Annotated in this window: 19 protein-coding genes, 1 tRNA gene and 1 other RNA gene; 13 read left to right on the top strand and 8 right to left on the bottom strand. The window is 69.9% G+C overall.

Going from position 1 to position 22,334, the window contains the following annotated elements:
• The first annotated feature begins 171 nt into the window (after positions 1 to 171).
• Positions 172 to 248, top strand: a tRNA-Met gene (locus HMPREF9719_RS05555).
• 539 nt (positions 249 to 787) lie between these two features.
• On the top strand, positions 788 to 2,845 hold the full coding sequence (locus HMPREF9719_RS05550; RefSeq protein WP_004600999.1) for an acyltransferase family protein: 2,058 nt from the start codon (positions 788 to 790) through the stop codon (positions 2,843 to 2,845).
• A 51-nt stretch (positions 2,846 to 2,896) separates the two neighbouring features.
• Here the strand turns inward: HMPREF9719_RS05550 and HMPREF9719_RS05545 are convergent, their stop codons facing one another.
• The 5 genes from HMPREF9719_RS05545 to HMPREF9719_RS05525 all read right to left on the bottom strand — a co-directional run bounded on the left by HMPREF9719_RS05545 (position 2,897) and on the right by HMPREF9719_RS05525 (position 7,612).
• The gene (locus HMPREF9719_RS05545; protein ID WP_004600998.1) at positions 2,897 to 3,682 is read right to left on the bottom strand and encodes an ABC transporter permease; all 786 of its coding nucleotides are present in this window, start codon (positions 3,680 to 3,682) and stop codon (positions 2,897 to 2,899) included.
• Positions 3,672 to 4,610, bottom strand: coding sequence for an ABC transporter ATP-binding protein (locus HMPREF9719_RS05540; protein ID WP_004600997.1), 939 nt, complete (start codon positions 4,608 to 4,610; stop codon positions 3,672 to 3,674). Before HMPREF9719_RS05540 ends, HMPREF9719_RS05545 begins: the two co-directional genes overlap by 11 nt.
• Positions 4,607 to 5,566 (bottom strand): HesA/MoeB/ThiF family protein, encoded by a 960-nt coding sequence (locus tag HMPREF9719_RS05535; protein WP_004600996.1) that lies wholly within the window; start codon positions 5,564 to 5,566, stop codon positions 4,607 to 4,609. Before HMPREF9719_RS05535 ends, HMPREF9719_RS05540 begins: the two co-directional genes overlap by 4 nt.
• 802 nt (positions 5,567 to 6,368) lie before the next feature.
• Entirely contained in the window at positions 6,369 to 6,842 is a 474-nt protein-coding gene (locus HMPREF9719_RS05530; RefSeq protein WP_004600995.1) for a hypothetical protein, read from the bottom strand.
• Positions 6,842 to 7,612, bottom strand: a complete 771-nt coding sequence (locus HMPREF9719_RS05525) for a DM13 domain-containing protein (protein ID WP_004600994.1) — start codon at positions 7,610 to 7,612, stop codon at positions 6,842 to 6,844. The genes HMPREF9719_RS05530 and HMPREF9719_RS05525 overlap by 1 nt, the downstream gene beginning before the upstream one ends.
• 159 nt (positions 7,613 to 7,771) lie before the next feature.
• Here HMPREF9719_RS05525 and HMPREF9719_RS05520 point away from each other — a divergent pair, with 159 nt between their 5' ends.
• The 6 genes from HMPREF9719_RS05520 to HMPREF9719_RS05495 all read left to right on the top strand — a co-directional run bounded on the left by HMPREF9719_RS05520 (position 7,772) and on the right by HMPREF9719_RS05495 (position 14,154).
• On the top strand, positions 7,772 to 8,470 hold the full coding sequence (locus tag HMPREF9719_RS05520) for a response regulator transcription factor (RefSeq protein WP_004601919.1): 699 nt from the start codon (positions 7,772 to 7,774) through the stop codon (positions 8,468 to 8,470).
• On the top strand, positions 8,470 to 9,576 hold the full coding sequence (locus tag HMPREF9719_RS05515) for a sensor histidine kinase (RefSeq protein WP_004600992.1): 1,107 nt from the start codon (positions 8,470 to 8,472) through the stop codon (positions 9,574 to 9,576). The genes HMPREF9719_RS05520 and HMPREF9719_RS05515 overlap by 1 nt, the downstream gene beginning before the upstream one ends.
• A gap of 175 nt (positions 9,577 to 9,751) precedes the next feature.
• Positions 9,752 to 11,401, top strand: a complete 1,650-nt coding sequence (locus tag HMPREF9719_RS05510; protein WP_004600991.1) for a sodium:solute symporter family protein — start codon at positions 9,752 to 9,754, stop codon at positions 11,399 to 11,401.
• A gap of 110 nt (positions 11,402 to 11,511) precedes the next feature.
• The gene (locus HMPREF9719_RS05505) at positions 11,512 to 11,787 is read left to right on the top strand and encodes an LPXTG cell wall anchor domain-containing protein (protein ID WP_004600990.1); all 276 of its coding nucleotides are present in this window, start codon (positions 11,512 to 11,514) and stop codon (positions 11,785 to 11,787) included.
• 52 nt (positions 11,788 to 11,839) lie between these two features.
• Positions 11,840 to 12,970: a galactose-1-phosphate uridylyltransferase gene (gene galT / locus HMPREF9719_RS05500; RefSeq protein WP_004600989.1), complete on the top strand. Its 1,131-nt coding sequence runs from the start codon at positions 11,840 to 11,842 to the stop codon at positions 12,968 to 12,970.
• Complete coding sequence (locus HMPREF9719_RS05495; protein WP_004600988.1) at positions 12,964 to 14,154, top strand: galactokinase; 1,191 nt, start codon at positions 12,964 to 12,966, stop codon at positions 14,152 to 14,154. Before galT ends, HMPREF9719_RS05495 begins: the two co-directional genes overlap by 7 nt.
• Here HMPREF9719_RS05495 and hisN read toward each other — a convergent pair.
• Positions 14,151 to 14,972, bottom strand: coding sequence for a histidinol-phosphatase (gene hisN / locus HMPREF9719_RS05490; RefSeq protein ID WP_004600987.1), 822 nt, complete (start codon positions 14,970 to 14,972; stop codon positions 14,151 to 14,153). The genes HMPREF9719_RS05495 and hisN overlap by 4 nt on opposite strands.
• A gap of 27 nt (positions 14,973 to 14,999) precedes the next feature.
• Positions 15,000 to 15,884 carry an inositol monophosphatase family protein gene (locus tag HMPREF9719_RS05485; RefSeq protein WP_004601918.1) on the bottom strand — a complete coding sequence of 295 codons (885 nt, stop codon included), beginning with the start codon at positions 15,882 to 15,884 and terminating at the stop codon, positions 15,000 to 15,002.
• A gap of 51 nt (positions 15,885 to 15,935) precedes the next feature.
• Between HMPREF9719_RS05485 and prfB the strand changes: the two genes are divergently transcribed.
• The 4 genes from prfB (at position 15,936) to smpB (ending at position 19,330) form a co-directional block, all read left to right on the top strand.
• A complete protein-coding gene (gene prfB / locus HMPREF9719_RS05480) occupies positions 15,936 to 17,045 on the top strand; it encodes a peptide chain release factor 2 (RefSeq protein ID WP_004601917.1) in 1,110 nt (369 codons plus the stop codon).
• 81 nt (positions 17,046 to 17,126) lie between these two features.
• Positions 17,127 to 17,816 (top strand): cell division ATP-binding protein FtsE, encoded by a 690-nt coding sequence (ftsE, locus tag HMPREF9719_RS05475; RefSeq protein WP_004600984.1) that lies wholly within the window; start codon positions 17,127 to 17,129, stop codon positions 17,814 to 17,816.
• A 16-nt stretch (positions 17,817 to 17,832) separates the two neighbouring features.
• Positions 17,833 to 18,735, top strand: coding sequence for a permease-like cell division protein FtsX (ftsX, locus tag HMPREF9719_RS05470; protein WP_004600983.1), 903 nt, complete (start codon positions 17,833 to 17,835; stop codon positions 18,733 to 18,735).
• A gap of 94 nt (positions 18,736 to 18,829) precedes the next feature.
• On the top strand, positions 18,830 to 19,330 hold the full coding sequence (gene smpB / locus HMPREF9719_RS05465; protein WP_004600982.1) for an SsrA-binding protein SmpB: 501 nt from the start codon (positions 18,830 to 18,832) through the stop codon (positions 19,328 to 19,330).
• Between the two features lie 133 nt (positions 19,331 to 19,463).
• Here smpB and HMPREF9719_RS05460 read toward each other — a convergent pair whose 3' ends face one another.
• Positions 19,464 to 21,101 (bottom strand): AbgT family transporter, encoded by a 1,638-nt coding sequence (locus HMPREF9719_RS05460; RefSeq protein WP_081586441.1) that lies wholly within the window; start codon positions 21,099 to 21,101, stop codon positions 19,464 to 19,466.
• Between the two features lie 380 nt (positions 21,102 to 21,481).
• On the opposite strand from HMPREF9719_RS05460, the gene ssrA reads away from it, so the two are divergent.
• Positions 21,482 to 21,866, top strand: a transfer-messenger RNA (tmRNA) gene (gene ssrA, locus HMPREF9719_RS09420).
• The last annotated feature ends 468 nt before the right edge of the window (positions 21,867 to 22,334 follow it).

The following is a 22,334-nucleotide window of genomic DNA, read 5'->3' as shown; positions in this document are numbered from 1 at the left end:
CGCCGTCCCGGGGAGAACTCGGGCGGCGGCGTCGCCGTCTTTCGTGGGCGTGTGCGCAGGTCAGGCGGGGTCTCGCGGGTGAGGTCAGCTCGATTTTGCCCGCTGGACTCCTTGGCGTTACACTATCCCCCGTCGCCGCGAGGCACGGACTCCGAACAATCGGGGTTGTGACGCGGGGTGGAGCAGTTCGGTAGCTCGCTGGGCTCATAACCCAGAGGTCGTAGGTTCGAATCCTGCCCCCGCCACCACGAACACGTAACGAGGGCCCCGGCTCGGGAAACCGAGCCGGGGCCTTTGTCGTATCTCATTCCCACCATCCGCGCGCGGGTCCGTTCTCGATAACCTTCCCGCGGGCGGGCCGCGTGGGGGAGCCCCACCCCCGCAGCCGGTCGGGGCATCGCCGCCGGTCCGAGGCCCGATAGCCGGTTAGTTGCGCGACGATGCCGGCGTTGGTCTGGGCGATTGTTAGGGTTTGTGGGCAAAAAACGTTTCCCCGCACGAGACCCGAGGAAGAGCCTTCCATGACGAGACCGCACCCGGAGATCCCGCCGGCGCGCGCCGCCGCGCCGGGGGACGAGGCGGCGGTCGAGCTTCCCTGGCGGGGATCGGCGATCGCGGGCCCCTCGGGGCTCGGGCCCTAGGACGGGCGAGCCTGCGCGGCGCCCCGACGACCAGCCCCGCGCCGACCGGGTAGGAGACTCCCGGCGGGCGCGGGGCGAGCGCTATCCACCCGCCCGACCCGCGATTCGGGGCGGCCCGCCGATCCGGAAGAGTCCCTTTTACCGCCATGCCCAAGCCAGTAGGCAAGACCACCAGCTACGAGCCCGGCCTCGACGGGCTGCGCGCCCTCGCCGTCATCGCCGTGTTCATCTACCACGTCAACACCGACTGGCTGCCGGGCGGCCTGCTCGGCGTCGCGGTATTCTTCACCCTGTCGGGCTGGCTGATCACCGGCGGGCTGCTGCGCGACTGGCGCAACCACAAGCAGATCCGCTTCCTGCGCTTCTGGGGGCGGCGCTTCCGCCGCCTGCTGCCGGCCATGCTCGTCGTCGTCGCGGCGACCACGCTCGCGGTGTGGCTCGCCGACCGGGAGAACTTCTCCGACGTCGCCGCCGAGGCCGGCTCCTCGCTGCTCTACGTCAACAACTGGTACAACATCCTCTTCGGCGACTCGTACTTCGACCAGTTCGGGCCCGCCTCCCCGCTGGGGCACATGTGGTCGCTGTCGGTAGAGGAGCAGTTCTACCTCATCTGGCCCCTGCTACTCGGCGGGATCATCGCCGCGACGAGGGGCCTGTCGCGCCACCGCGCGAAGTCCGTCATGCTCGCCGCGGCGCTGGCGATCATGGTCGCGAGCTTCGCCGCGATGTGGCTTATCGCCGAGCCCGGCTGGGACAACACCCGCGTCTACGAGGGCACCGACACCCGCGCCGGCGGGCTTCTAGCCGGCGCGGCGCTCGCGATCGCGCTGTTCCACGTGGGCCCCGGCACCCCGCCGCAGCACCGCAACCGCTACCTCGCCGACGCGCTCGGCATCGCCGGGCTCGTCACGGTCGTCGTTCTCTTCGTCGTCGGCGACGAGAACTCGCTGTTCCTCTACCGGGGCGGGATCATCGCGCTCACGGTCGCGACGTGCGCGCTCGTCTACGCCGTGCAGGTGCCCGGCACGCTCTCCAAGTTGGTGTTCTCGCTCGAGCCGCTGCGCTGGGTCGGGGAGCGCTCCTACGGCATCTACCTGTGGCACATGCCGATCATCGCGCTCACCCCGATCGGCTGGGCCGAGGACAACCGGCCGCTCTCAGTCGCGCTGCAGGCCGCGCTGACGATCGCGCTCGCCGCCGCGTCCTGGCGGCTCGTCGAGGACCCGATCCGCACCCACGGGCTCGCCTCCCTCGGCCTCAGGCGCAAGCCCAAGGCCACAGGGCCGACCATCGGGGAGGTGTGGGGCCTGCCCGCGGGCACGATGCGCCCGCGCGCCCCGAAGGCCCCGGACATCAAGCCCGCCGTCGCGTGGTCGGGCGTCATGGTGTTGGTGCTCGCCACCGCGACGTCGCTTACTTCCCTGCGCGCTGCGGAGAGCTTCGCCCAGGAGCGGGAGCCCGGCGCGGCCGCCTCGCCCGGGGGTGGCGCAGGCGCCGCCGAGGAGGAGGCCGCCCGCCCCGAGGCCGAGGCCGCGGAGCCGAGCACCGAGGATGAGCCGGAGCCCACCGCCACGTCGTGCACCGCGGTCGTCCACGTCGGCGACTCGACCTCAATCGGCATGTTCGACGACCAGAGCCTCCCCGACCCGGCCGACAACGCGGAGGCCGCCTACCTCGCCGCCGGCGCCGACTACGTCCGCGAGAGCGTCTTCGGGCCGCGCGCCACGACCGACGGGTGGAACGAGTACCCCTCCGCGGTCGACTCGGTGAAGCAGCTCCTCGACGAGGGCCAGCCCGAGGGCACCTGCTGGGTGATCAACACCGGCGTCAACGACGCGGCGAACGTCGCGGTCGGCTCGATCCCGCCGGTCGAGGAGCGCATCCGCATCATGCTCGACCTGCTCGACGGCCAGCGGGTGATGTGGCCGACCACCGTCTCCGACACGGAGAGCGGCCCGTGGGCGCAGGAGAACATGCGCGAGTTCAACGAGGCGCTGCTGCGCGTCCAGAAGGACTACCCGAACCTCCGGGTCTTCGACTGGGCCGCGGAGGTCGACCACGCGTGGTTCCTCGAGGGCGACTTCGTGCACTACAACGCGACCGGCAACGCGGAGCGCTCCCACCGGTTCGCCGGCGCGCTCGTGCGCGCCTTCCCCGAGGGCAAGAAGACCTCGGACGCGCCGGTGGTGAGCTCCGGGAGGTAAACCCGCGGCGGGCGGGCGGCGCTGCCCGGCGGCTCGAGGGCGCGGGGCCTTTTAGCCGCGCCGCGCGATCGAGGCGTAGGCCACCGCGATGCAGCCGATGATCCACGCGACGAGCACGAGCACGGGGCGCAGGATCGGGTCGCCGTCGCGGAAGGTCACCTCGCGCACGACCTCGGCGACGGGGGTGAAGGGGAAGACCTGGTGGATGCCCGCCGCCCACGCGGGGAGCCGCTCGGCGGGGTACGCGATCGGGGAGAAGAGCAGCCCGACGAGCATGACCAGCTGCGTGACGATGGGCAGCACGTCGGGGTGCAGGAGGAACGCCATCGCGTAGCCGAGCTGCACCATGGCGACGATGACGAAGGCGATGCCGAGGACGAACCACACGTCGACGTGCATGCTTAAGTCGAAGTGGACCCAGGCCGCGGCGATGCCGACGACGAAACCGGGGATCGAGGCGAGCGTCCAGATCGTGGCCTCCGCGATGAGCAGCGCGAAGCGTGGCACCGGCTGCGCCTTCTGGTAGTCGAGCAGCCCGGTGCGCTTGTAGACGCTGATGACCTGCGGGGCGACGACCGCGCCGACGGAGATGATGCCGAGCGACCACGCGCCGGTGGAGAGGTACTTCGTCTCCTCCGGGCCGACGTCGCCGAGGAACAGGGTCATCCCGAAGATGAGGCTCGCCGACAGGAGGATCTGCAGGATGGAGAACGCCGGCAGGAGGTAGCGGTTCCTCGTCGCCGTCCACGAGATGAGCGCGCCGAGGGCGCGCAGCGCGTTCGGGCTGGTCGGCGGCGCGGGCGTCGCGCGCAGCCGAGGGGCGGGCCTAGTGGTCATCCGCGTACTCCTTGTAGAGCGACTCGAGAGTGGGCGGGGAAAGCCGGTAGCCGGAGGCCTCGCCGCGGGCGACGAGCCCGACGACCCACGCGGTCCGGCAGGGGCGTCCTCCAGCGCGAGCGAGTAGACGGCGCGCCTGTGGCCGGCGTCCACGGTCGTGTGCGCGACGGGCGGGGCGGGCGGCACGTCGACGGGGTGGGGGAAGTCGACCTCGAGGCTCGCGGTGCGCATCCGCTCCGCGAAGTCCGCAGCCCCCCAGGTCGGTGACGATGCGCCCCTGGTCCATGAGCACGCAGCGGTCGGCGACGCGCTGCACCTCCATGAGGTTGTGGGTGACGACGAAGACGATCCGCCCCTCGTCGGCGAGGCCGCGGAGGTGGCTCCACAGAAGCTCGCGGCGCGGCGGGTCGACGTCGTTGGTGGGCTCGTCGATGAGCAGGATCTCGGTGCGCGCCACGGTCGCCATGGCGTAGGACGTCAGGCGCCGCAGCCCGCCGGAGAGCTTCGTGCCGCGGATGTCCCGCCACGCCGCGATGTCGAGCAGCTCGATGAGCTCCTCGGCGGCGGCGCGCGCCCGCCGGCGGTTCATCCCGCGGATCTTCGCGATCGACGTGATCGCCTGGTAGGGGGTGACGCCCTCGAGTGGGGAGTAGTCCTGCGGCATCGTCGCCGCGTAGAGCCGGGCCGACGCGGGGTCGGCGACGAAATCGAGCGGGCCGTAGGTGATCGAGCCTGAGGACGGCTTGAGCACCCCGATGATCTGCTTGAGCAGCGTCGACTTGCCTGCCCCGTTGTGCCCGAGCAGCGCGACGAGCTCGCCCGGGCGCAGGTCGAGCGAGACAGCGTCGTTCGCTTTCTTCCCGCCGCGGTACGCCTTGGAGACCTCCCGCAGGGAGAGCATCCGATCGGCGGTCGGTGGTGCGGTCAACGTAGGAAATCCTCCTCTATATTGGACAGCCGCGTTGCTTTCTCTGGTGAGGCGCAGGCCGGGCACGCGTCCTCGTATGGCGGCCATGGTTCGTGTGCCCAGGAGCTCCCCGCCGTGTAGTCGATTTCGTACTGGCGCCCCAGCGTGCGCGGTGGCGCGTAGCCGGTCAGGAACCGGACTGCCTCGTCGACCACGAACGCGCACAATTGATATATGGCGGGGCCGTAGGCGATGGAAGGCGGGGAGTCGTTCGACGAGAACAGCGAGCTCAGCTGGGAGAGATAATCGTCGTCGGCGTCCTTGTCATACTCATGGAGACAGTCCAGACAACCGGTCATCCCCGGTGCGATGCTCAGAACTCGGCCGTGGGAAAGCTGGGAAAGGACGAATGAGCAAGGGATGCCTAGCGCGACCGGAGCTCGGCTAGCTCGTCGCTGTGCGATGAAGGGTGGCTCATCCATGGCACAGATGATGAGGTCCGTTCCCTTAGCTACCTGCACGATGTCGGATGCCGAGTCCATCCGTGCGTCGATGGCGCGTACTTCTAGCGATGAGTTCAGCTGGTTGAGTCGGTCGCGCGCCGCCGCGGTCTTCGGCCGCCCGATATCGTGCTCGCCGAAGAGCAGCTGCCTGCCGAGGTTACTCTCGTCGACGGTGTCGAAGTCGGCGATGGTCAGGGAAGCGGGGCCAAGGCCAGCAAGAAGCTGCACGATAGTTGAGCCACCGCCCCCGAGTCCTAACACCGTTATATGTGAGCGACGAAGTCCATCGACGAAAATGGAAACCGGTGAACCTATACCAGAGAAGGTCCGAAGATAATTTGCCGTGGGTCCGAGGCGTGCCGGAACCTCCGGGTGCTCGAATGAGGGCGGTGTCTCCACAAACCCGAAAGAGTCCAGTAGGTTGATCCCATCGATGACATCGTCGCGCTCGAGGTCCGGGAACTCGCTTAGCATCTCGTGAACAACCTCGCCGACGTTCCTCCCGTCGAGAAGGTGGATGAGACGCCACAGGTAGCGGTGAGGGTCATCGAATTCTTGGGTGACGTCGATCTGAGCGCCGATCCGGAAGATTGTATCTGATAGCCGGTAGATAGGGTGGATGTCTTTAAATCTGATTACAGATGCGTTATTGTGTATAAAACTTATACCCTGGCCCGGGCTCGAAGACCCGGGCCAGGGTCGTCAAGCGCTAGATAGCGCCCCACTTGACCTTGACCTTGCCGCGCTCGTTGAGCGGGCGAACCTTCACGCCTTTCATGGTGATCTCCTTGATTCGTAGGGGGTGACGGTACCTGCGGGAAGCCCGCAGGCGTGCGCATAGCGTAGCCCGAAAAGTGAGATGGGAGGCAAAAAAATTCATAGGGATGTAAGCCACTTCTAAGAGGAGGAGGGGTGGCTCGCGATCACAGTCACGAGAAGCGACCGCCCCGCTCGCCGCGGCAACGTTACGGAGAGGGTGAGGGCGTGGCGTTTTTCGAACGCCACGTGTAATCCAGGAGCTACGGCAGCCGCGGCAAGCGTGCCTGCCCGCGCCGGCGGCCTAGCGGCCCTTTATGCGAGTGCCCCAAGCGCGGGAGCAGCGACGCCGGGGACAACAACCCAGCTGGTCATCGGTGTAGAGACCGGTAGCGGTAGCGTGCGAATTCTCCTCTAGAGGTGGCGCGGTGCCCGGTAACGACGCCTGAAGCCCGCACCGGGCTGTTGTGCTCGGTGCGGGCAGGGGAAGGGTTCGGCGCCGGGGAGGGGCCGCGCAGCGTTAGCCGACTGCGCGACGCTCCCCGGAAGTCCGAAGACGGCTCAGGATTGGCCGGTCGAGAGCGAACACCGTCGAGGCGGCGGGGAAGAGCAGCACGACCGCCGACAGCAGCACCATCACGGGGTACTGCCCGGTGAGCTGGTCGGCGAGCCAGTAGAGCATGAGCGTCGCGATCGAGACTGCGGCCGCGGGGATCGTCGCGGCCCCGAGGACGAGCGCGGCCCCGAGGGTGAGCTCGACGAGCGGCACCGCGAACCCGAAGAGTCCGGGCGCGCCGCCGAGGAGCGCCTCGGCGAGGCCCTGGTAGACGCCCGGGACGCGCGCGTTGCCGGTCGCGCTCTCGACGACGAGGCGGATGTCGGCTGCCCCGAAGCCAGCGCGGTACTTGGTGGCGGCCTCGAGGAGCCACAAAACGCCCGCGGCGACGCGCACCGCGGCGGCGAGGCCCCCTCCGACGAGTCTGGCGGCCGGCATTACGCGAGCTTCGCGGCGCCGAAGACGGTCTTCGCCTTATCGCAGTGGACGACGAGGTGGCTGTACATCGCGGCGTCCGCCACGTCGAGCTTGAAGGTCTGCTCGGCCTCGTCGAAGGCCACCGCGCCGAGCTCCTTGCCGGCCTCGACGGCCTTCTCGTCGGTGCCGTTGGCGAGGTAGAGGTGCAGGTCCGGGGCCTCGTCGGAGGAGAAGCCGGCGAGCTTCACCATGCCGCCCGCGACGGCGGCGGTGCCCTCGACGCTCTTGTCGTTGAGGCCCTCGAACATCGCGCCCTTCGCCGCGGGCATGTCGCCTTCTTCGGCGAGCTTCGCGGCGCCGAAGACGGCCTTCGCCTTGTCGCAGTGGATGACGACGTGCGAGTACTTGTCGGCGTCGACCCCGTCGAGGTCGAAGCTCTGCTCGGCCTCGTCGAAGGCCACCGCGCCGAGCTCCTTGCCGGCCTCGACGGCCTTCTCGTCGGTGCCGTTGGCGAGGTAGAGGTGCAGGTCGGGGCCCTCGTCGGACGAGAAGCCCGAGAGCATGAGCTTGCCGTCCTTGATGGTGGCGGTGCCCTCGACACTCTTGTCGTTGAGGCCCTCGAACATGCCCGCCCGCTCGGCCGCGGCGCTCATCATCTTGGAGGGTGCGGACGTCGTGGCGGACGCCTTCGAGCTCATCTCGGCGGGCATCTCCTCGTCGGAGCCGCAGGCGGCGAGGAGGGGCAGGGCCAGGGAGACCGCAGCGGTGGCGGTGAGGAGGGAGGAGCGCATGGCTGAAAGCTTCCTTCTGCTCGGAGTGGTGAGGATCCGGTGGTGTCCCGCCGGTGAGCCTGAACCTAAACCCGCCCGGGTGGCGGGCAGGGGAATCTTTCAGAACCGTAAGACTTCGGGCGCGCTGCGCTGGGCCTTCGCCCGCTAGTCTTAGCCACCATGACAACGACAGCATCGGTGATGCTCGTCGAGGACGACGCCACGGTCCTCGCCGTCGTCTCCGACTACCTCGGCGCGCGCGGCTTCGCGGTGACCGCGCTCGGCGACGGCATCGCCGCCCGCGAGGCGCTCGCCACCGCCCAGCCCGACGTCCTGGTCCTCGACCGGATGCTGCCGGGCCTAAGCGGCGACGAGCTGTGCGCCGAGGTGCGCGAGAGCGCGCCGGGCACCCCGATCATCATGCTCACCGCGCTCGACGCCGTCGCCGACCGGATCTCGGGCCTCGAGCACGGGGCGGACGACTACATCGCCAAGCCGTTCGCGCTGCGCGAACTGCAGCTGCGCATCGAGGCGATGCTGCGCCGCTCCCAGGCCGCGCACGTCACCAGCGAGCCGTTTCGCCTTGGGCCCTTTAGCGTCGATCCTGCCCGCCGCCGCATCACCCTCGACGGCGCGGAGATCGACCTCACCACCAGGGAATACGAGCTCTTCCTCTTCCTGCTCACCAACCCCAACCGGACGCTCACCCGCGACGACATCCTCAAGGAGGTGTGGGGCTGGAGCTTCGGCGCGGCCTCCACCGTCACCGTCCACGTGCGGCGGCTGCGCGAGAAGATCGAGCCCGAGCCGCGCTACCCGCGCTACCTACTCACCGAGTGGGGCAAGGGCTACCGCTTCACCGTGGACGGGGTGGCGTGATGCTCGCGCCGGGCGACATCGTCCTGATCGCCCTGACGGCCCTGGGCTGCACCGCCGCGGTGACGGCGCTGGCGCTGCTCGCGCTGCGGCTGGGAAAGAACCGCCCGCTGGGCTACCGGACCGTGGTCGTGGTGCTCGCGGCGATCCTCTCGGTGGTGGCGTCGACCGCGGCGATCGCCGCGGAGATGTACCTCTCCGCCCACGACTTCCAGGTGCTGCTCTGGGTGATCGGCATCGCCGCGGCGATGAGCCTCGTAGCCGCGGCCGTGACGGCGCGCGCGGCGCGCGCCTCGCTCAAGGAGTCCGTCAAGGACCTCGAGCGGGGCGCGGTCGTCGCCCCCGTCGAGGGCGCCGGCCGCGAGATCGGGCGGCTGTCGGCGCAGCTCTCGGAGACCTCCCACAGGCTCGCGGAGGCGCGCGCCGAGCTCGAGCGGCTCGACGCTGCGCGGCGCCGGTTCTTCGCGTGGATCTCCCACGACCTGCGCACCCCGCTCACCGGCATCAGCGCGCTCTCGGAGGCTCTCGAGTCGGGCACCGCGAGCGACCCGGCCGGCTACCTGCGCCAGATCCGCGCGCAGGTGGGCACGATGAGCCGGCTCGTCGACGACCTCTTCGAGCTCTCCCAGATCGAGAGCGGCACCCTCAAACTGCGGCTCGAGGACATCGAGCTCCTCGACGTCGTCTCCGACGCGGTCGCCGACGTTTCGCCCCTCGCGGAGGCGCGCGGCATCCGCATCACGCACGCGGGCGTCGAGGGCCGGCAGCTGCGCGCCGACCCCCACGAGCTCACCCGCGTGCTCATCAACCTGCTCTCCAACAGCATCAGGCACGCTCCGGCGGGCTCGACGATCACCATCACCGCGGAGCACCGCGGCGAGCGGCTCACCCTCTCGGTGCTCGACGAGGGCAGCGGCGTGTCCGCGCGGGACCTCGAGCACATCTTCGAGATCGGCTGGCGGGCGAGCCAGGCGCGCACCCCGGGCCCGAAGACCGGCGCGGGGCTGGGGCTCGCGATCGTGCAGGGCATCGTCGAGGCCCACGGCGGGGAGGTCGGCGCGGAGAACGTCGAGCGCGGCTTCCGCCTCAGCATCGCGCTGCCCGCCTAGTTGAGGGCGCGCTCGCGCGGGGCGGGGTGCACCCCGTGCGGGGGTGGCGCCCCGCAGGGCGGTACCGGCCGCAAGGCAGCCTAGGTATACCCTTTCCGGGGACATCGCGGGCTAGAGGCCAGCCGGCTTTCCGGCCAGCCTCACGCCGGCACCACCAATCGATAAGGCGGTCTTCATGGAGCAGGCTGATTCCGTGCTTCGGCTCGACGCGCAGTGGATCGACTATCTTCTCGTCGCTGTCTACTTCGTGTTCGTCCTCGGCATCGGCTGGGCGGCCCGGCGCAGGGTCTCCAGCTCGATCGACTACTTCCTCTCCGGCCGGGGGCTGCCCGCCTGGGTCACGGGCCTGGCGTTCATCTCCGCGAACCTCGGCGCCGTGGAGATCATCGGCCACTCCGCGAACGGCGCGATGTACGGCATGCAGACGATGCACTACTTCTGGATCGGCGCCGTGCCGGCGATGATCTTCCTGGGCATCGTCATGATGCCCTTCTACTACGGCTCGAAGGTGCGCTCCGTGCCGGAGTTCATGCTGCGCCGCTTCGGGCCGACCTCGCACCTCGTCAACGCGATCTCGTTCGCGCTCGCGCAGCTGCTCATCGCCGGGGTGAACCTCTTCCTGCTCGCGAAGGTCGTGGAGTCGCTGCTCGGCTGGCCGCTGTGGGTCACCCTGCTCGTCGCCGCGGCGATCGTTTTGTCCTACATCACGCTGGGTGGGCTGTCGGCGGCGATCTACAACGAGGTGCTGCAGTTCTTCGTCATCGTCGCGGCGTTCGTGCCGCTTACTGTCATCGGGCTCAACGCCGTCGGCGGCTGGAGCGGGCTCAAGGAGCGCCTCGGCGAGTCGCACTTCCAGACGTGGCCCGCGAGCGAGCTCTCCGGCTTCGATAACCCGGCGCTGTCCGCGGCGGGCATCGTCTTCGGCCTGGGCTTCGTGCTCTCCTTCGGGTACTGGACGACGAACTTCGTCGAGGTGCAGCGCTCCATGGCGGCGGAGAGTATGTCGGCGGCGCGCCGCACCCCGATCATCGGGTCGTTCCCGAAGATGCTCATCCCCTTCGTCGTCGTCATCCCGGGCATGGTCGCCGGCGCGATCGTCACGCCGATCGCGAACGGCTCTGCCGACCCCAACGATGCGGTGCTCTACCTCATGCGCGACCTGCTGCCCAACGGGCTTCTGGGCGTGGCGATCGCGGGGCTGCTCGCCGCGTTCATGGCGGGCATGGCGGCGAATATCTCCGCGTTCAACACGGTGGTGAGCTACGACATCTGGCAGACCTACATCGTCAAGGACCGCCCGGACGGCTACTACCTGCGCGTCGGCCGGATCGCGACGTGCGCGGCCGCGGCGATCGCCGTGGGCACCGCGCTCATCGCCGCGGAGTTCGGCAACATCATGGACTACCTGCAGACCCTCTTTGGGTTCTTCAACGCGCCGCTCTTCGCGACGTTCCTTCTGGGCATGTTCTGGCGGCGGATGAGCCCGACCGCGGGCTGGACTGGGCTGGTCTCCGGGACGCTCGCGGCGATCGTCTTCTGGCTCTTCACGGTGGGGGAGAACCCCACCATCGAGCTGCCGGGCCAGGGCGCGGCGTTCATCGCCGCGGGCGTGGCGTTCGCCGTCGACATCGTCGTCTCCGTGGTGGTCACCCAGTTCACCGCCCCGAAGCCCGAGCGCGAGCTCGTCGGCTTCGTCTACGGCGCCACGCCGAAGGAGCGGCTGCGCGACCCCCGCGAGGCGGAGCTGCCGTTCTACCGGCGCACCATCCCGCTGGGCATCATGGGGCTCGGGCTCGTCGTCGCGCTCAACCTCGTGTTCCTCTAGCCCCGCGGCTCCCCGCGCCCGCGCGGCGCGGGGACAATGGGACACATACATCAAGCACCCACCGGAATCGTCGACCGACCGAAACTCAAAGGAATCAAGGGGGAAGGACCATGGCTACCGCCCAGACCAGCGGCGAGGAGGCCGCCCCGAGCCGCGTGCACCGCGCCGGCGCCTTCGACATCCGCTCCGTGACCGGCGCTCTCATCGGCCTCTACGGCATCGTGCTGCTCGTGGCGTGGCTCGTCGTCGACCCGGGCGTCAACCCCGAGACCGGCCAGCCCAAGGACGCCGCGAACAACCTCTGGGCCGGTATCGCGATGCTCGCCGTCGCGGCCGCGTTCTTCGCCTGGGCGAGGCTGCGGCCCATCGTCGTCGACGACGACTAAGCCCGACCGCCCACCGCGCCGACGACGACGCGCAACTAGGAGGCATCGACCCGTGCTCGAGGAGACCTACGAGGGCCTAAGAATCACCCGCGGCCGGCTCGCCGACGACCGGGAGATCATCTACGTCGACCGGGACCCCGACGCGCCGCCGCGCACCGCGCCCGACCCCCGGGAGCTGCCCGAGCAGCGGCCCGCCAGCGAGCTGCGCCGCGACCCGCTCACCGGCGAGTGGCGGGTGTTCGCCGCGCACCGGCAGGACCGCACCTTCCTCCCGCCCGCGAGCGACGACCCGCTGAGTCCCGCCCGCCCCGGCGCCAAGCCCAGCGAGGTGCCCGCCGACGACTACGACATCCTCGTCTTCGAAAACCGCTTCCCCTCGCTGAGCACCCGCGCGGAGATCTCAGACGGCGCGGAGCTGGGGCTCGGGCCGCTCGTCGAGCGCGCCGCCGCGCTGGGCCGCTGCGAGGTCGTCTCCTACACCCCCGACCCCGAGGGCTCGTTCAAGGACCTGCCCCGGGAGAAGGTGCGCGCGCTCATCGACGTGTGGGCCCACCGCACGGCGGAGCTCGCGGCGATCCCCGGGGTGCGGGCGGTCTTCCCGTTCGAGAACCGCGGCGAGGAGATCGGGGTGACCTTGAGCCACCCGCACGGGCAGATCTACGCCTACCCCTTCGTCCCACCGCGGCTCGCCAGGCTCAGCGAGCGCGCCGCCGAGCACGAGGCCGCCACCGGCCGCGACCTCTTCGCCGACGTGCTCGCCGCCGAGCTCGACGCCGGGCGCCGCGTTCTTACCGAGACCGAGCACTTCGTGGCCTACGTGCCCGCCGCGGCCGCCTGGCCCCTCGAGGCGATCGTCATGCCCCGCCGGGCCGTCTCGTCGTTCCCCGGCCTTACCGCCGGCGAGCGCGACGACCTCGCGGGGCTCCTGCCCGACCTCTTCGCCGCGGTCGACCGGTTCTTCCCCGGCATCGAGGCCACCCCTTATATCGCGGCGTGGAACCAGGCGCCCGACCCCGCGGCGGGGGAGGGCCCGGTGCGGCTCCACCTGCAGCTCTTCTCCCTCATGCGCTCGCCGGGGCGAATGAAGTACCTCGCCGGCTCCGAGTCCGCCATGGGCGCGTGGATCAGCGACACCACCCCCGAGACCATCGCCGACCGGCTACGCGAGGTGTGGCCGTGCTAGCCGGCCCGCCCCGCGGCGACGAGTCCCTCGCCGCCGACGCCGCGGCCCTGTTTCGGGCCGAGCACGGCCAAGCCCCGGCCGGGGTGTGGGCCGCGCCCGGGCGCGTCAACCTCATCGGCGAGCACGTCGACTACGCCGCCGGGGTGTGCCTGCCCACCGCGCTGCCTCACTGCACCGCCGTCGCCGCCGCGCCCCGCGGCGACGGGCGGGTGAGCGCCGTGTCGCTCGCGCCGGGCGGGCGGCGGCTCGCCGAGTCCTGCGCGCTCGACGAGGTCGGCGCGGGCCGCCCGGCGGGCTGGCTCGGCTACGTCGCGGGCACGCTCGCCGCGCTGGGCGCCGGCGGCTGCGATCTAGCAATCGTCTCCGACGTACCGGTCGGCGCGGGCCTCTCGAGCTCCGCGGCGCTCACGTGCGCGACCGCGCTCGCCGCCGCGGGGCTCGCCGGGAACGACGACCCCGATGAGGAGGACCGCCGCCGGCTGCTCGCCGCCGCCGTCCGCGCGGAGAACCACGTCGTCGGCGCGAACACCGGCGGGCTCGACCAGGCCGCGAGCCTCCTCGCGGAGGCCGGGCACGCCGTCGCCCTCGACTTCGCCGGCGACACCGCAAGGCTCGTGCCCTTCGACCCGGGCGCCGCGGGGCTCAGCGTGCTCGTCGCCGACACGCGCGTCGCCCACGACCACGCGGCCGGCGGCTACGGCTCCAGACGCGGGCTCGTCGACGACGTCGCCCGCCGGCTCGCCGCCGAGGGCCTAGGCTTCCGCGACCCCGGGGCGCTCGAGGCGGCGGTGCGGCTCGCCGGCCCCGAGCTCGGCGAGGAGCTCGTCGAGGCGAGGGTGCGCCACGTCGTCGAGGAGACGGCCCGCGCCGCCCGCGCGACGCAGCTCGCCGCGGCGGGCCGGCTGGCCGAGCTGGGGGAGCTCATGGCGGAGTCGCACCGCTCGCTGCGCGACTTCTTCGAGGTCTCCACCGGGGAGCTCGACTCGGCGGTCGACGCGGCGCTCGGCGCGGGCGCGGCGGGCGCACGGCTCACCGGCGGGGGATTCGGCGGCTCCGCGATCGCGCTGTGCCCCGACCCCGAGGCCGTCGTCTCCGCCATCGCCGAGGTCGCGAAGCGGCGGGGCTATCCCGAGCCGCGGTTCTTCCTCGCGCCGCCGTCCGCCGGTGCGCGGCGGATCGCCTAGCGAGACGGCGAGACGATGTAGTTGCGCCAGTCACCCGTGAGTGCTTCGAGCACCTCCTCGTGGAGGGGCCCGTTCGTCGCGACGGCGCTGCCGCCGGCTGGGCCCGGGTTGCCGTCGAGGTCGGTGAACGTGCCGCCGGCCTCGGCGACGACGGCGGCCGGGGCCGCGAGGTCCCACAGGGAGACCTCCGGCTCGGCGGCGACGTCGACCGCGCCCTCGGCGAGCAGGCAGTAGTTGAAGAAGTCTCCGTAGCCGCGCAGCCGCCACGCCCTGTCGGTGAGCTCGACGAGCCGGTCGCGCAGGTTTCGCTCGCGCCAGCCGCTCAGCGAGGAGATCGCGATCGAGGCGTCCTCGATCGTTCCGACCTTCGACACCCCGATCCGGACCGGGTCGGCGTCCTCCTCGGTGAGGAACGCGCCCGCGCCGCGGGCGGCGTACCAGCGGCGGTGCAGTGCCGGCGCCGAGACGATCCCGACGACGGGCTCGCCGGCGTCGACGAGGGCGATGAGCGTGGCCCACACGGGCACGCCGCGCACGAAGTTCTTCGTGCCGTCGATGGGGTCGATGACCCACTGGCGGCCGGCGAGCTCCGGCTCGCCGCCGAGCTCCTCGCCGAGCAGCGCGTCGTCGGGGCGGCGCTCGCCAAGGAGCCGGCGGATTGTCTCCTCGGTGGCGACGTCCGCCTCGGTGACGGGGGTGTCGTCGGGCTTGGCGCGCACGGCGAGCCTAGTGCGGCCGCGGAAGGCGTCGAGCGTGTAGTCGGAGACGGCGTCGGCGAGCTCGAGGGCCACCGCGAGGTCGGATTCGTACGAGGTCATGGGGCCGATCGTAGGGCAGCGGGTGTGTTAGAGCACCCACTCGAGGACGCGGGCGGCGTCCTCGACCGCCCGGGGGCGGCCCGCGAGCCGCCAGGACACGCCCGCGGCCTCGACGGTGCGGGTCGTGCCACCGGCGCCCTCGACGAGCGCGCGGCCGGGCAGCCAGTCCCAGGATGTGACGGTGTGCTGGAGCCACAGGTCGTGCCCGCCGGAGGCGGTGTCGGCGAGGTCCACCGAGCCCGCGCCGAGCATCCGCTGCGTCGCGGCCCGGGCGACGACCGCCTCGTAGCCGCGCCGCTGCGGGGTGTCGCCGAGGAACTTCGGGTCGAGGTAGGTCGCCACCGCCGCCTCCTCGAGGGGCACGTCCGCGGGAGCGTTGAGCCGCTTGCCGTCGCGGGTGGTGGGGATCTCGGGCCCGCCGAGCCACGTGTAGCCCATCGCGGTGCGGTGCACCGCGCCGAGAATGATGCGCTCGGGGTTGTCGGGGTCGCCCTCGACGAGCGCGAGCGCGCTGCACCAGTAGTCCGAGCCGCGGGTGAAGTTAAAGGTCCCGTCGACCGGGTCGACGACCCACGTGCGCCCGGAGGAGCTCTTGGCGGCCGCGCCCTCCTCGCCGACGATCCCGTCGTCGGGGCGGGCCTCGGAAAGAACGCGGCTGACGAAGTGCTCGGCGGCGCGGTCGGCGTCGGTGACGACGTCGGTGAGCCCCGTCTTGTGGTCGACGCTCAGGCCGATCTCGCGGAGCCGCCACGCGAGGCGGCCCGCGTTGAGCACGAGGTCGCGGGCGAGCCCCTCGTCGTCGCGGTCGCCGTGCGCGGCGAGCTGGGTCTTCGCCATCGCGTCGGCGAGCTCTAGGGGGCTATGCCCGCCGGGGAGGGTGGGGGAATCCTGCGTGTCGCTCATGGTCTCCATTGTGCAGGCAGTGGGGAGGAATCGGGCGGCCCGCCGCTAAAGTGGGGGCCCATGCGACCGGAAGTTTCCTCGGAGATCAACGACGTGGCCAAGACGCTCGACGGCATCGAGCAGGTCATGGACCCCGAGCGGCTCGCCGAGCGGGTCCGGGAGCTCGAGGAGACGGCCGCCGACCCCGAGCTGTGGGACGACCCGCCCCACGCGCAGCAGGTCACGACGGAGCTCTCCGCGACGCAGGCGAAGCTCAGGCGCCTCAAGGAGCTGCGCCAGCGGGTCGACGACCTGCCGGTCATCGCGGACCTCGCCGAGGAGGAGGGCGAGCCCGAGACGTTCACCGAGGAGCTCGACTCGCTGCGCGCGGCGGTCGACCGGCTCGAGGTGACGACCCTGCTCTCCGGGGAGTACGACGAGCGCGAGGCGGTCATCACCATCCGCTCGGGCGCGGGCGGCGTGGACGCCGCCGACTGGGCGGAGATGCTCATGCGCATGTACACCCGCTGGGCGGAGCGCCACGACCACCAAGTCGAGGTCTTCGACGTCTCCTACGCGGAGGAGGCGGGCATCAAGTCCGCGACGTTCGTCGTGCACGGGGAGTACATGTACGGCGAGCTTTCCGTCGAGCAGGGCGCCCACCGGCTCGTCCGGCTCTCCCCGTTCGACAACCAGAACCGCCGGCAGACCTCCTTCGCGGAGGTCGAGGTGCTCCCCGTCGTCGAGCAGACCGACCACATCGACATCCCCGAGTCGGAGATCCGCGTCGACGTCTATCGCTCGTCCGGGCCGGGCGGGCAGTCGGTGAACACCACCGACTCCGCGGTGCGCATGACCCACCTGCCCACCGGCATCGTCGTGACCTGCCAGAACGAGAAGTCGCAGATCCAGAACCGCGCCTCCGCGCTCAAGGTGCTCCAGGCGAAGCTGCTCGAGCGCAAGCGCCAGGAGGAGCGCGCCGAGCTCGACGCGCTCGGCGCGGGCGGCAACGCCTCGTGGGGCAACCAGATGCGCTCCTACGTGCTGCACCCCTACCAGATGGTCAAGGACCTGCGCACCGGCGTGGAGGTCAACGACCCCGACCGGGTGCTCGGCGGGGACATCGACCGCTTCCTTGAGGCCGGCATCCGGTGGCGCAAGGAGCAGCAGGAGGACGAGGGCGAGCAGTAGCGCCCCGGCCCGCCCCGGGCGGGGTCGCCCGTGGTGCGCGTGTTGCGCCCGCCCCGGTGCGGTTGGCTACGCTTTTAACCCGTGATCACGTTTGACGCGGTAACCAAGGTATATAAGGCCTCGGCGAGGCCCGCCCTGCACGACATCTCGCTGACGATCGACAAGGGCGAGTTCGTCTTCCTCATCGGCCAGTCGGGCTCGGGGAAGTCGACGTTTCTGCAGCTGCTCGTGCGCGAGGAGAACGTCTCGGCCGGCGACATCCACTTCGACGACTTCCACGTCAACAAGCTGCGCGGCAAGGCCATCAACCAGCTGCGCCGGCGCATCGGCTACGTGTTTCAGGACTTCCGGCTCCTGCCGAAGCTCTCCGTCTACGACAACGTCGCCTTCGCCCTCGAGGTGATCGGCAAGACGAAGAAGCAGATCAACAAGTACGTGCCCGAGACCCTCGAGCTCGTCGGGCTGGGTTCCAAGGCAGACCGCATGCCCAACGAGCTCTCCGGCGGGGAGCAGCAGCGCGTCGCCATCGCCCGCGCGTTCGTCAACCGGCCGCTGCTGCTGCTCGCCGACGAGCCGACCGGCAACCTCGACCCGGACACCGCGGACGGCATCATGAACGTGCTCGCCCGCATCAACCGGATCGGCACGACCGTCATCATGTCGACCCACAACCAGCGGGCCGTCAACGACATGCGCCGCCGCGTCATCGAGCTCGACCTGGGCGAGCTCGTGCGCGACGACGAGCACGGCGTCTACGGCGTCTCGAACTAGGAGGACTACAGACCTAATGAAGCTTGGCTATGTGCTCCGCGAGTCGATCAAGGGGCTGGGGCGCAACTTCACCATGACCGTCGCGCTCATCATCACCACGGCGATCTCCCTGGGGCTGGTGGGCAGCGGCATCCTCGTCACGAAGCAGACCACCGACACCAAGGACATCTACCTCGACCGCGTCGAGATCATGGTCCAGTTCGACGACGAGGTCTCCGGGAGCGACACCGACTGCTCCAGCGAGGCGTGCCGCGCCGTCTACGACAAGCTGGAGGCCGCCGACGACGTCGAGGAGGTCTTCTACCGCTCACAGGCGCAGTCCTACGAGCGCTTCGTCGAGATCTTCGGCGAGGCCGACCCCCAGCTCGTCGAGGAGACCAGCGAGGACGCGCTGCCCGCGGCGCTGCACGTGCGCCTCGAGGACCCGCTGGACACCTCCTCCCTCGACGGGATCGCCGAGATGGAGCACGTCGACGCCGTCGTCGACCAGGTCGACGACCTGCGCGCCGCGACCGACAACCTCGACTCCATCCGCAACGCGACGTTCATCCTCGCCGCCGTGCAGGCGATCGCCGCGATCTTCCTCATCGCGAACATGGTGCAGATCGCGGCGTTCAACCGCCGCGAGGAGAACTCCATCATGCGCATCGTCGGCGCGTCGCGCTGGTTTACCCAGGGGCCCTTCGTGCTCGAGGCGGTGTTCGCCACGCTGCTCGGCGGGCTGCTCGCCTTCGGCGGCGTCATCGCCGGCAAGGAGCTCATCGTCGACCAGGCGCTCCAGCCGCTCTACGAGTCGCAGCTCCTCGCCCCGGTGACGACCTCCGATATCGCGGTGACCATGCCATTCGTCGGGCTCGCGGGCCTCGTGTTCGCGGCCGTGACCGCCCAGGTCACGCTGCGCGCCTACGTGCGCCAGTAGCGCCCCAACCGCCCCGGCTTCGCCTACCCGCCGGCCCCGCCCTCGCCGAGGGCGGGGCCGGCTTGTTGGTCGCCTGGGTAGCATGAGGGGCGCTATGGCGAAGAAAAAGAAGAAGGACCGCAAGATCAGCAGCTCTGGCGTGGTCGCCACGAACCGCAAGGCGCGGCACGACTACACCATCCTCGAGACCTACGAGGCGGGCATCCAGCTGGTCGGCACCGAGGTCAAGTCGCTGCGCACGGGGAAGTCCGCCCTGGGCGAGGCGTTCGCCACCGTCGACAACAACGAGATCTGGCTGCGCAACCTCCACATCCCCGAGTACTCCATGGGCTCGTGGACGAACCACGCGCCCCGCCGGGTCCGCAAGCTCCTCCTGCACCGCAAGGAGATCGACTCGATCATGGGCAAGGTGCGCGACGGCCACCGCACGCTCGTGCCGCTGTCGCTCTACTTCAAGGACGGGCGGCTCAAGGTCGAGCTGGGGCTCGCGCAGGGCAAGGAGAAGCACGACAAACGCCAGGACATCAAGCGCCGCACCGAGGAGCGCGAGATCGTCCGCGACCTCGGCCGCAAGATCAAGGGCATCAACGCCTAGCAGCCGCAGGCGCCCCGCGGCGACGACCGCGGGGCCAGGTGCGCAGAGCGGCTGCGACCGTAAAAAACGGCGCCGCCCCGGAGGGCCACGAAGGCCTGTCCGGGGCGGCGCCGTCGTCGCGGTCGCGGGGTGCTTAGTTCCCGGGGCCGAGCGGCAGGCCGATGCCCCACCAGCCGAGGAAGAACAGGAACCAGCCGATGAACATCGACAGCGCGAACGGGATGGAGAGCGACATGAGCGTCCCCACGCCCATCTTCTTGTGGTAGCGCTGCAAAAGCGTCAGCGCGAGCGCGAAGTAGGGGCTCATCGGGGTGACGATGTTCGCCGTGGAGTCGCCGATTCGGTAGATCATCTGGGTGACCTCCGGGGCGATGCCCACGAGCATGAACATCGGCACGACCACCGGGGCCATGAGCGCCCACTGCGCCGAGCCCGAGGTGATGAGCAGGTTGATGAGGAAGACCAGCACCGCGAAGAGGAAGAAGAGGATCGGGGTGGGCAGGTCGATCGCGGTGAGCAGCTCCGAGCCGCGGATAGCGGTCCACTGGCCGAGCTGCGACCACTCGAAGTACGCGAGGAATTGCGAGACCGCGAAGAAGAGCACCATCATCGGCAGCAGCGTCTTGAGCCCCTCGACCATGAAGTCGGGGATGTCGCGCGACTGGGTGATCGTCCCGGCCACCAGGCCGTAGGTGATGCCGACGATGAGGAACATCACGCCGATGACCACGGCGATGTTGTCGATGAGCACCGACTCCATCACGGCGCCGCCCTCGCCCTGGAGGGGGGAGAAGGGCGCGAACAGCCCGACGAAGAAGCCGATGAGCAGGATCGCCAGCGCCACGGCGGACGCCTTCATGCCCGCGACCTCCTGCGGCTGGACGCGCAGATCCTTCGGCAGGTCGGAGTCGTCCTCCACGTCCTCGTCGTACTCGGTTCCGGCGAGCACGTCCTCTCGGCCCGCCTGCTCGTCGTCGCCCTTCTTGCTCGAGGCGTTGTCGAAGTTCGCGGCGTCGTAGTCGACGGTCGAGTGGTCGATGAGCTCGTGGGTGCGCCGATTCATGAACAGCTCGGCGACGAGCGTGATGATGATCGACAACAGGATCGCCGAGGGGATGACGAAGAAGTAGTTCGCCAGCGGGTTGACGTTGTAGTTCTCGTCGACGAAGTGCGCCGCCTCGGTCGAGATCCCGGCGAGCAGCACGTCGGTGATGTTGAGCAGCAGCGAGGCGTTGAACCCGCCGGACGAGGCCGCGAACGCGACCATGCCGCCCGCGATCGGGGAGCGCCCGATCGCCTTGTAGGCCGCGGCGCCCAGCGGGATGACGATGACGTACACCGCGTCCGACGCGATCGAGCCGGTCACCGCGGTTAGCGCGATGATGAAGGTGAGCAGCCAGGGCCGCTTCGTCCGGGCGATCGCGCCGCGCATACACGCGCTGATGAGACCGGCGTGCTCGGCGACGGCGATGCCGAGCATGACGACGAGGATGACGCCAAGCGGTGGGAACGACAGGAAGTTGTCGATCGCGTTGGCGATCATCTCGCGGAAGCCCTCGCCGGTGAGGAGGTTCTGAACCTCGATGATCTCGCCGGTGGAGGGGTTCTCCGCGCGCATCCCGACCGCCGAGCCGATCCAGCTGGCGACGAGCACGACGCCGGCGAGGATCACGAAGAGCCAGAACGGATCGGGCAGGAGATTACCGGCGCGCAAGACGAGCCCGAGGAAACCGCGCGGCTTGCTCGGGCCGGTATCGCGCACCGCTCCCATGCCGTGCTTCTTCCGCGGCGACGAGACCGTCGCCGCGTGGGAATTCGACTGGTCGGGCCGGTCTTCCTGGCCCGACTGAGACGGTGGGGTCATGGAGAAACGTCCAATCTCTTCGGGATCGGCCGAAGCGGCCCCATGTGGCCGCCGACACGGCGAACCTCGGCCGATAGCGGTGAGCTACGTGTCAGATCAGTGTACTGACGCCGAAATTTATATGAGGAAAAACTACCGTTTCTCGTGAATCTAGCCAGGTCACGGGCAAACAGTCGGGCTACGAGCGGGGTTGTTTGCCGGAATCGACAGGGGTAGTATCGATCCTCCGCGAGGCGGCGCACGCCACCGCTCGCGTCTCCCGGTTGAGTCCGGGGGAGTGGTTGCACGGGGCTGATCGGTTTCGACTCCGTCGATCGCGCCAGGGGAAGCGTGCCGGTGCAGGCTGGAGACCACCGTTGAAGCGTCGCAGCAATCTCATAAGCGCCGAGAAGAACACTCAGCGCGACTACGCCCTCGCTGCGTAAGCTAGCGAGCGCGTGTCTGTCAGCCCGGGCACTGTCCCTGGCCCGGTGACTGGCATCGACTAAAGGGACTTGCCGCCGAGGCCGGGCTTCCGGGGCCTCGACGGGACTCCTTCCGGAAGCTGGGCCCATCGTCCGGATGCGTTTGCGTAAGCCGGAGGGCCGACTAACGGATCTATCGCAAACTGCGCACGGAGAAGCCCTGGCGCGGTGACGGAGGACCCGGGTTCGATTCCCGGCAGCTCCACCAAGGGGAGTGGCCCCAGGTCGTTGACCTGGGGTCTTTCTCATTTACCAGCAGGTTTACGGCGGGGACGGCGTCGCGGAAAACGGTCCGCAGCAGCTGAAAGTCGTCGCAGTAGGCCACGATTAGGCCACGCGCACGTCTTCAGCGCGCTGCGGGCGTCACTAGGTGACCGCCAACAGCGCCGACAGTGCGGGACCGTCCTGAGGCGGGTAGACCACGCACGGCGCGGACGCCCGGTATGTGCGGCGATTCGATAGCCGTACCGGCAACTGAGGTGCTGTGCGAGAGACGCCCACCAGGGGGGACGAAGAGCCTCCAAAACAGTGCGAAAAACCCTCACTGACCAGCAGTGTTGCTGACTGGTGTGGGGGTTCGTATAGTTATGCCCCGTCGCCGAGCAGGCCGGATGCACTCCGGCCGGCAGCACCCAGAAGGAAGCACCGCTTCCAGACAGGGTTGCGGATTTCGCAG

The sequence above is a fragment of the Corynebacterium otitidis ATCC 51513 genome (assembly GCF_000296405.1).
GTDB lineage: Bacteria > Actinomycetota > Actinomycetes > Mycobacteriales > Mycobacteriaceae > Corynebacterium > Corynebacterium otitidis.
Note: the sequence above shows the minus strand (reverse complement) of the source record. Positions and strands in the feature narration are given on the sequence as shown.

Bases quoted from the DNA above. Each gene is read 5' to 3' on its own strand.
- HMPREF9719_RS05485 (WP_004601918.1), bottom strand. From the start codon at position 15,884: ATGGAGACCATGAGCGACACGCAGGATTCCCCCACCCTCCCCGGCGGG.
- prfB (WP_004601917.1), top strand. From the start codon at position 15,936: ATGCGACCGGAAGTTTCCTCGGAGATCAACGACGTGGCCAAGACGCTC.
- HMPREF9719_RS05520 (WP_004601919.1), top strand. From the start codon at position 7,772: ATGACAACGACAGCATCGGTGATGCTCGTCGAGGACGACGCCACGGTC.
- HMPREF9719_RS05510 (WP_004600991.1), top strand. From the start codon at position 9,752: ATGGAGCAGGCTGATTCCGTGCTTCGGCTCGACGCGCAGTGGATCGAC.
- HMPREF9719_RS05505 (WP_004600990.1), top strand. From the start codon at position 11,512: ATGGCTACCGCCCAGACCAGCGGCGAGGAGGCCGCCCCGAGCCGCGTG.
- HMPREF9719_RS05535 (WP_004600996.1), bottom strand. From the start codon at position 5,566: ATGCTAAGCGAGTTCCCGGACCTCGAGCGCGACGATGTCATCGATGGG.
- HMPREF9719_RS05515 (WP_004600992.1), top strand. From the start codon at position 8,470: ATGCTCGCGCCGGGCGACATCGTCCTGATCGCCCTGACGGCCCTGGGC.
- HMPREF9719_RS05460 (WP_081586441.1), bottom strand. From the start codon at position 21,101: ATGGGAGCGGTGCGCGATACCGGCCCGAGCAAGCCGCGCGGTTTCCTC.
- HMPREF9719_RS05545 (WP_004600998.1), bottom strand. From the start codon at position 3,682: ATGACCACTAGGCCCGCCCCTCGGCTGCGCGCGACGCCCGCGCCGCCG.
- HMPREF9719_RS05550 (WP_004600999.1), top strand. From the start codon at position 788: ATGCCCAAGCCAGTAGGCAAGACCACCAGCTACGAGCCCGGCCTCGAC.
- hisN (WP_004600987.1), bottom strand. From the start codon at position 14,972: ATGACCTCGTACGAATCCGACCTCGCGGTGGCCCTCGAGCTCGCCGAC.
- ftsX (WP_004600983.1), top strand. From the start codon at position 17,833: ATGAAGCTTGGCTATGTGCTCCGCGAGTCGATCAAGGGGCTGGGGCGC.
- HMPREF9719_RS05525 (WP_004600994.1), bottom strand. From the start codon at position 7,612: ATGCGCTCCTCCCTCCTCACCGCCACCGCTGCGGTCTCCCTGGCCCTG.
- smpB (WP_004600982.1), top strand. From the start codon at position 18,830: ATGGCGAAGAAAAAGAAGAAGGACCGCAAGATCAGCAGCTCTGGCGTG.
- HMPREF9719_RS05530 (WP_004600995.1), bottom strand. From the start codon at position 6,842: ATGCCGGCCGCCAGACTCGTCGGAGGGGGCCTCGCCGCCGCGGTGCGC.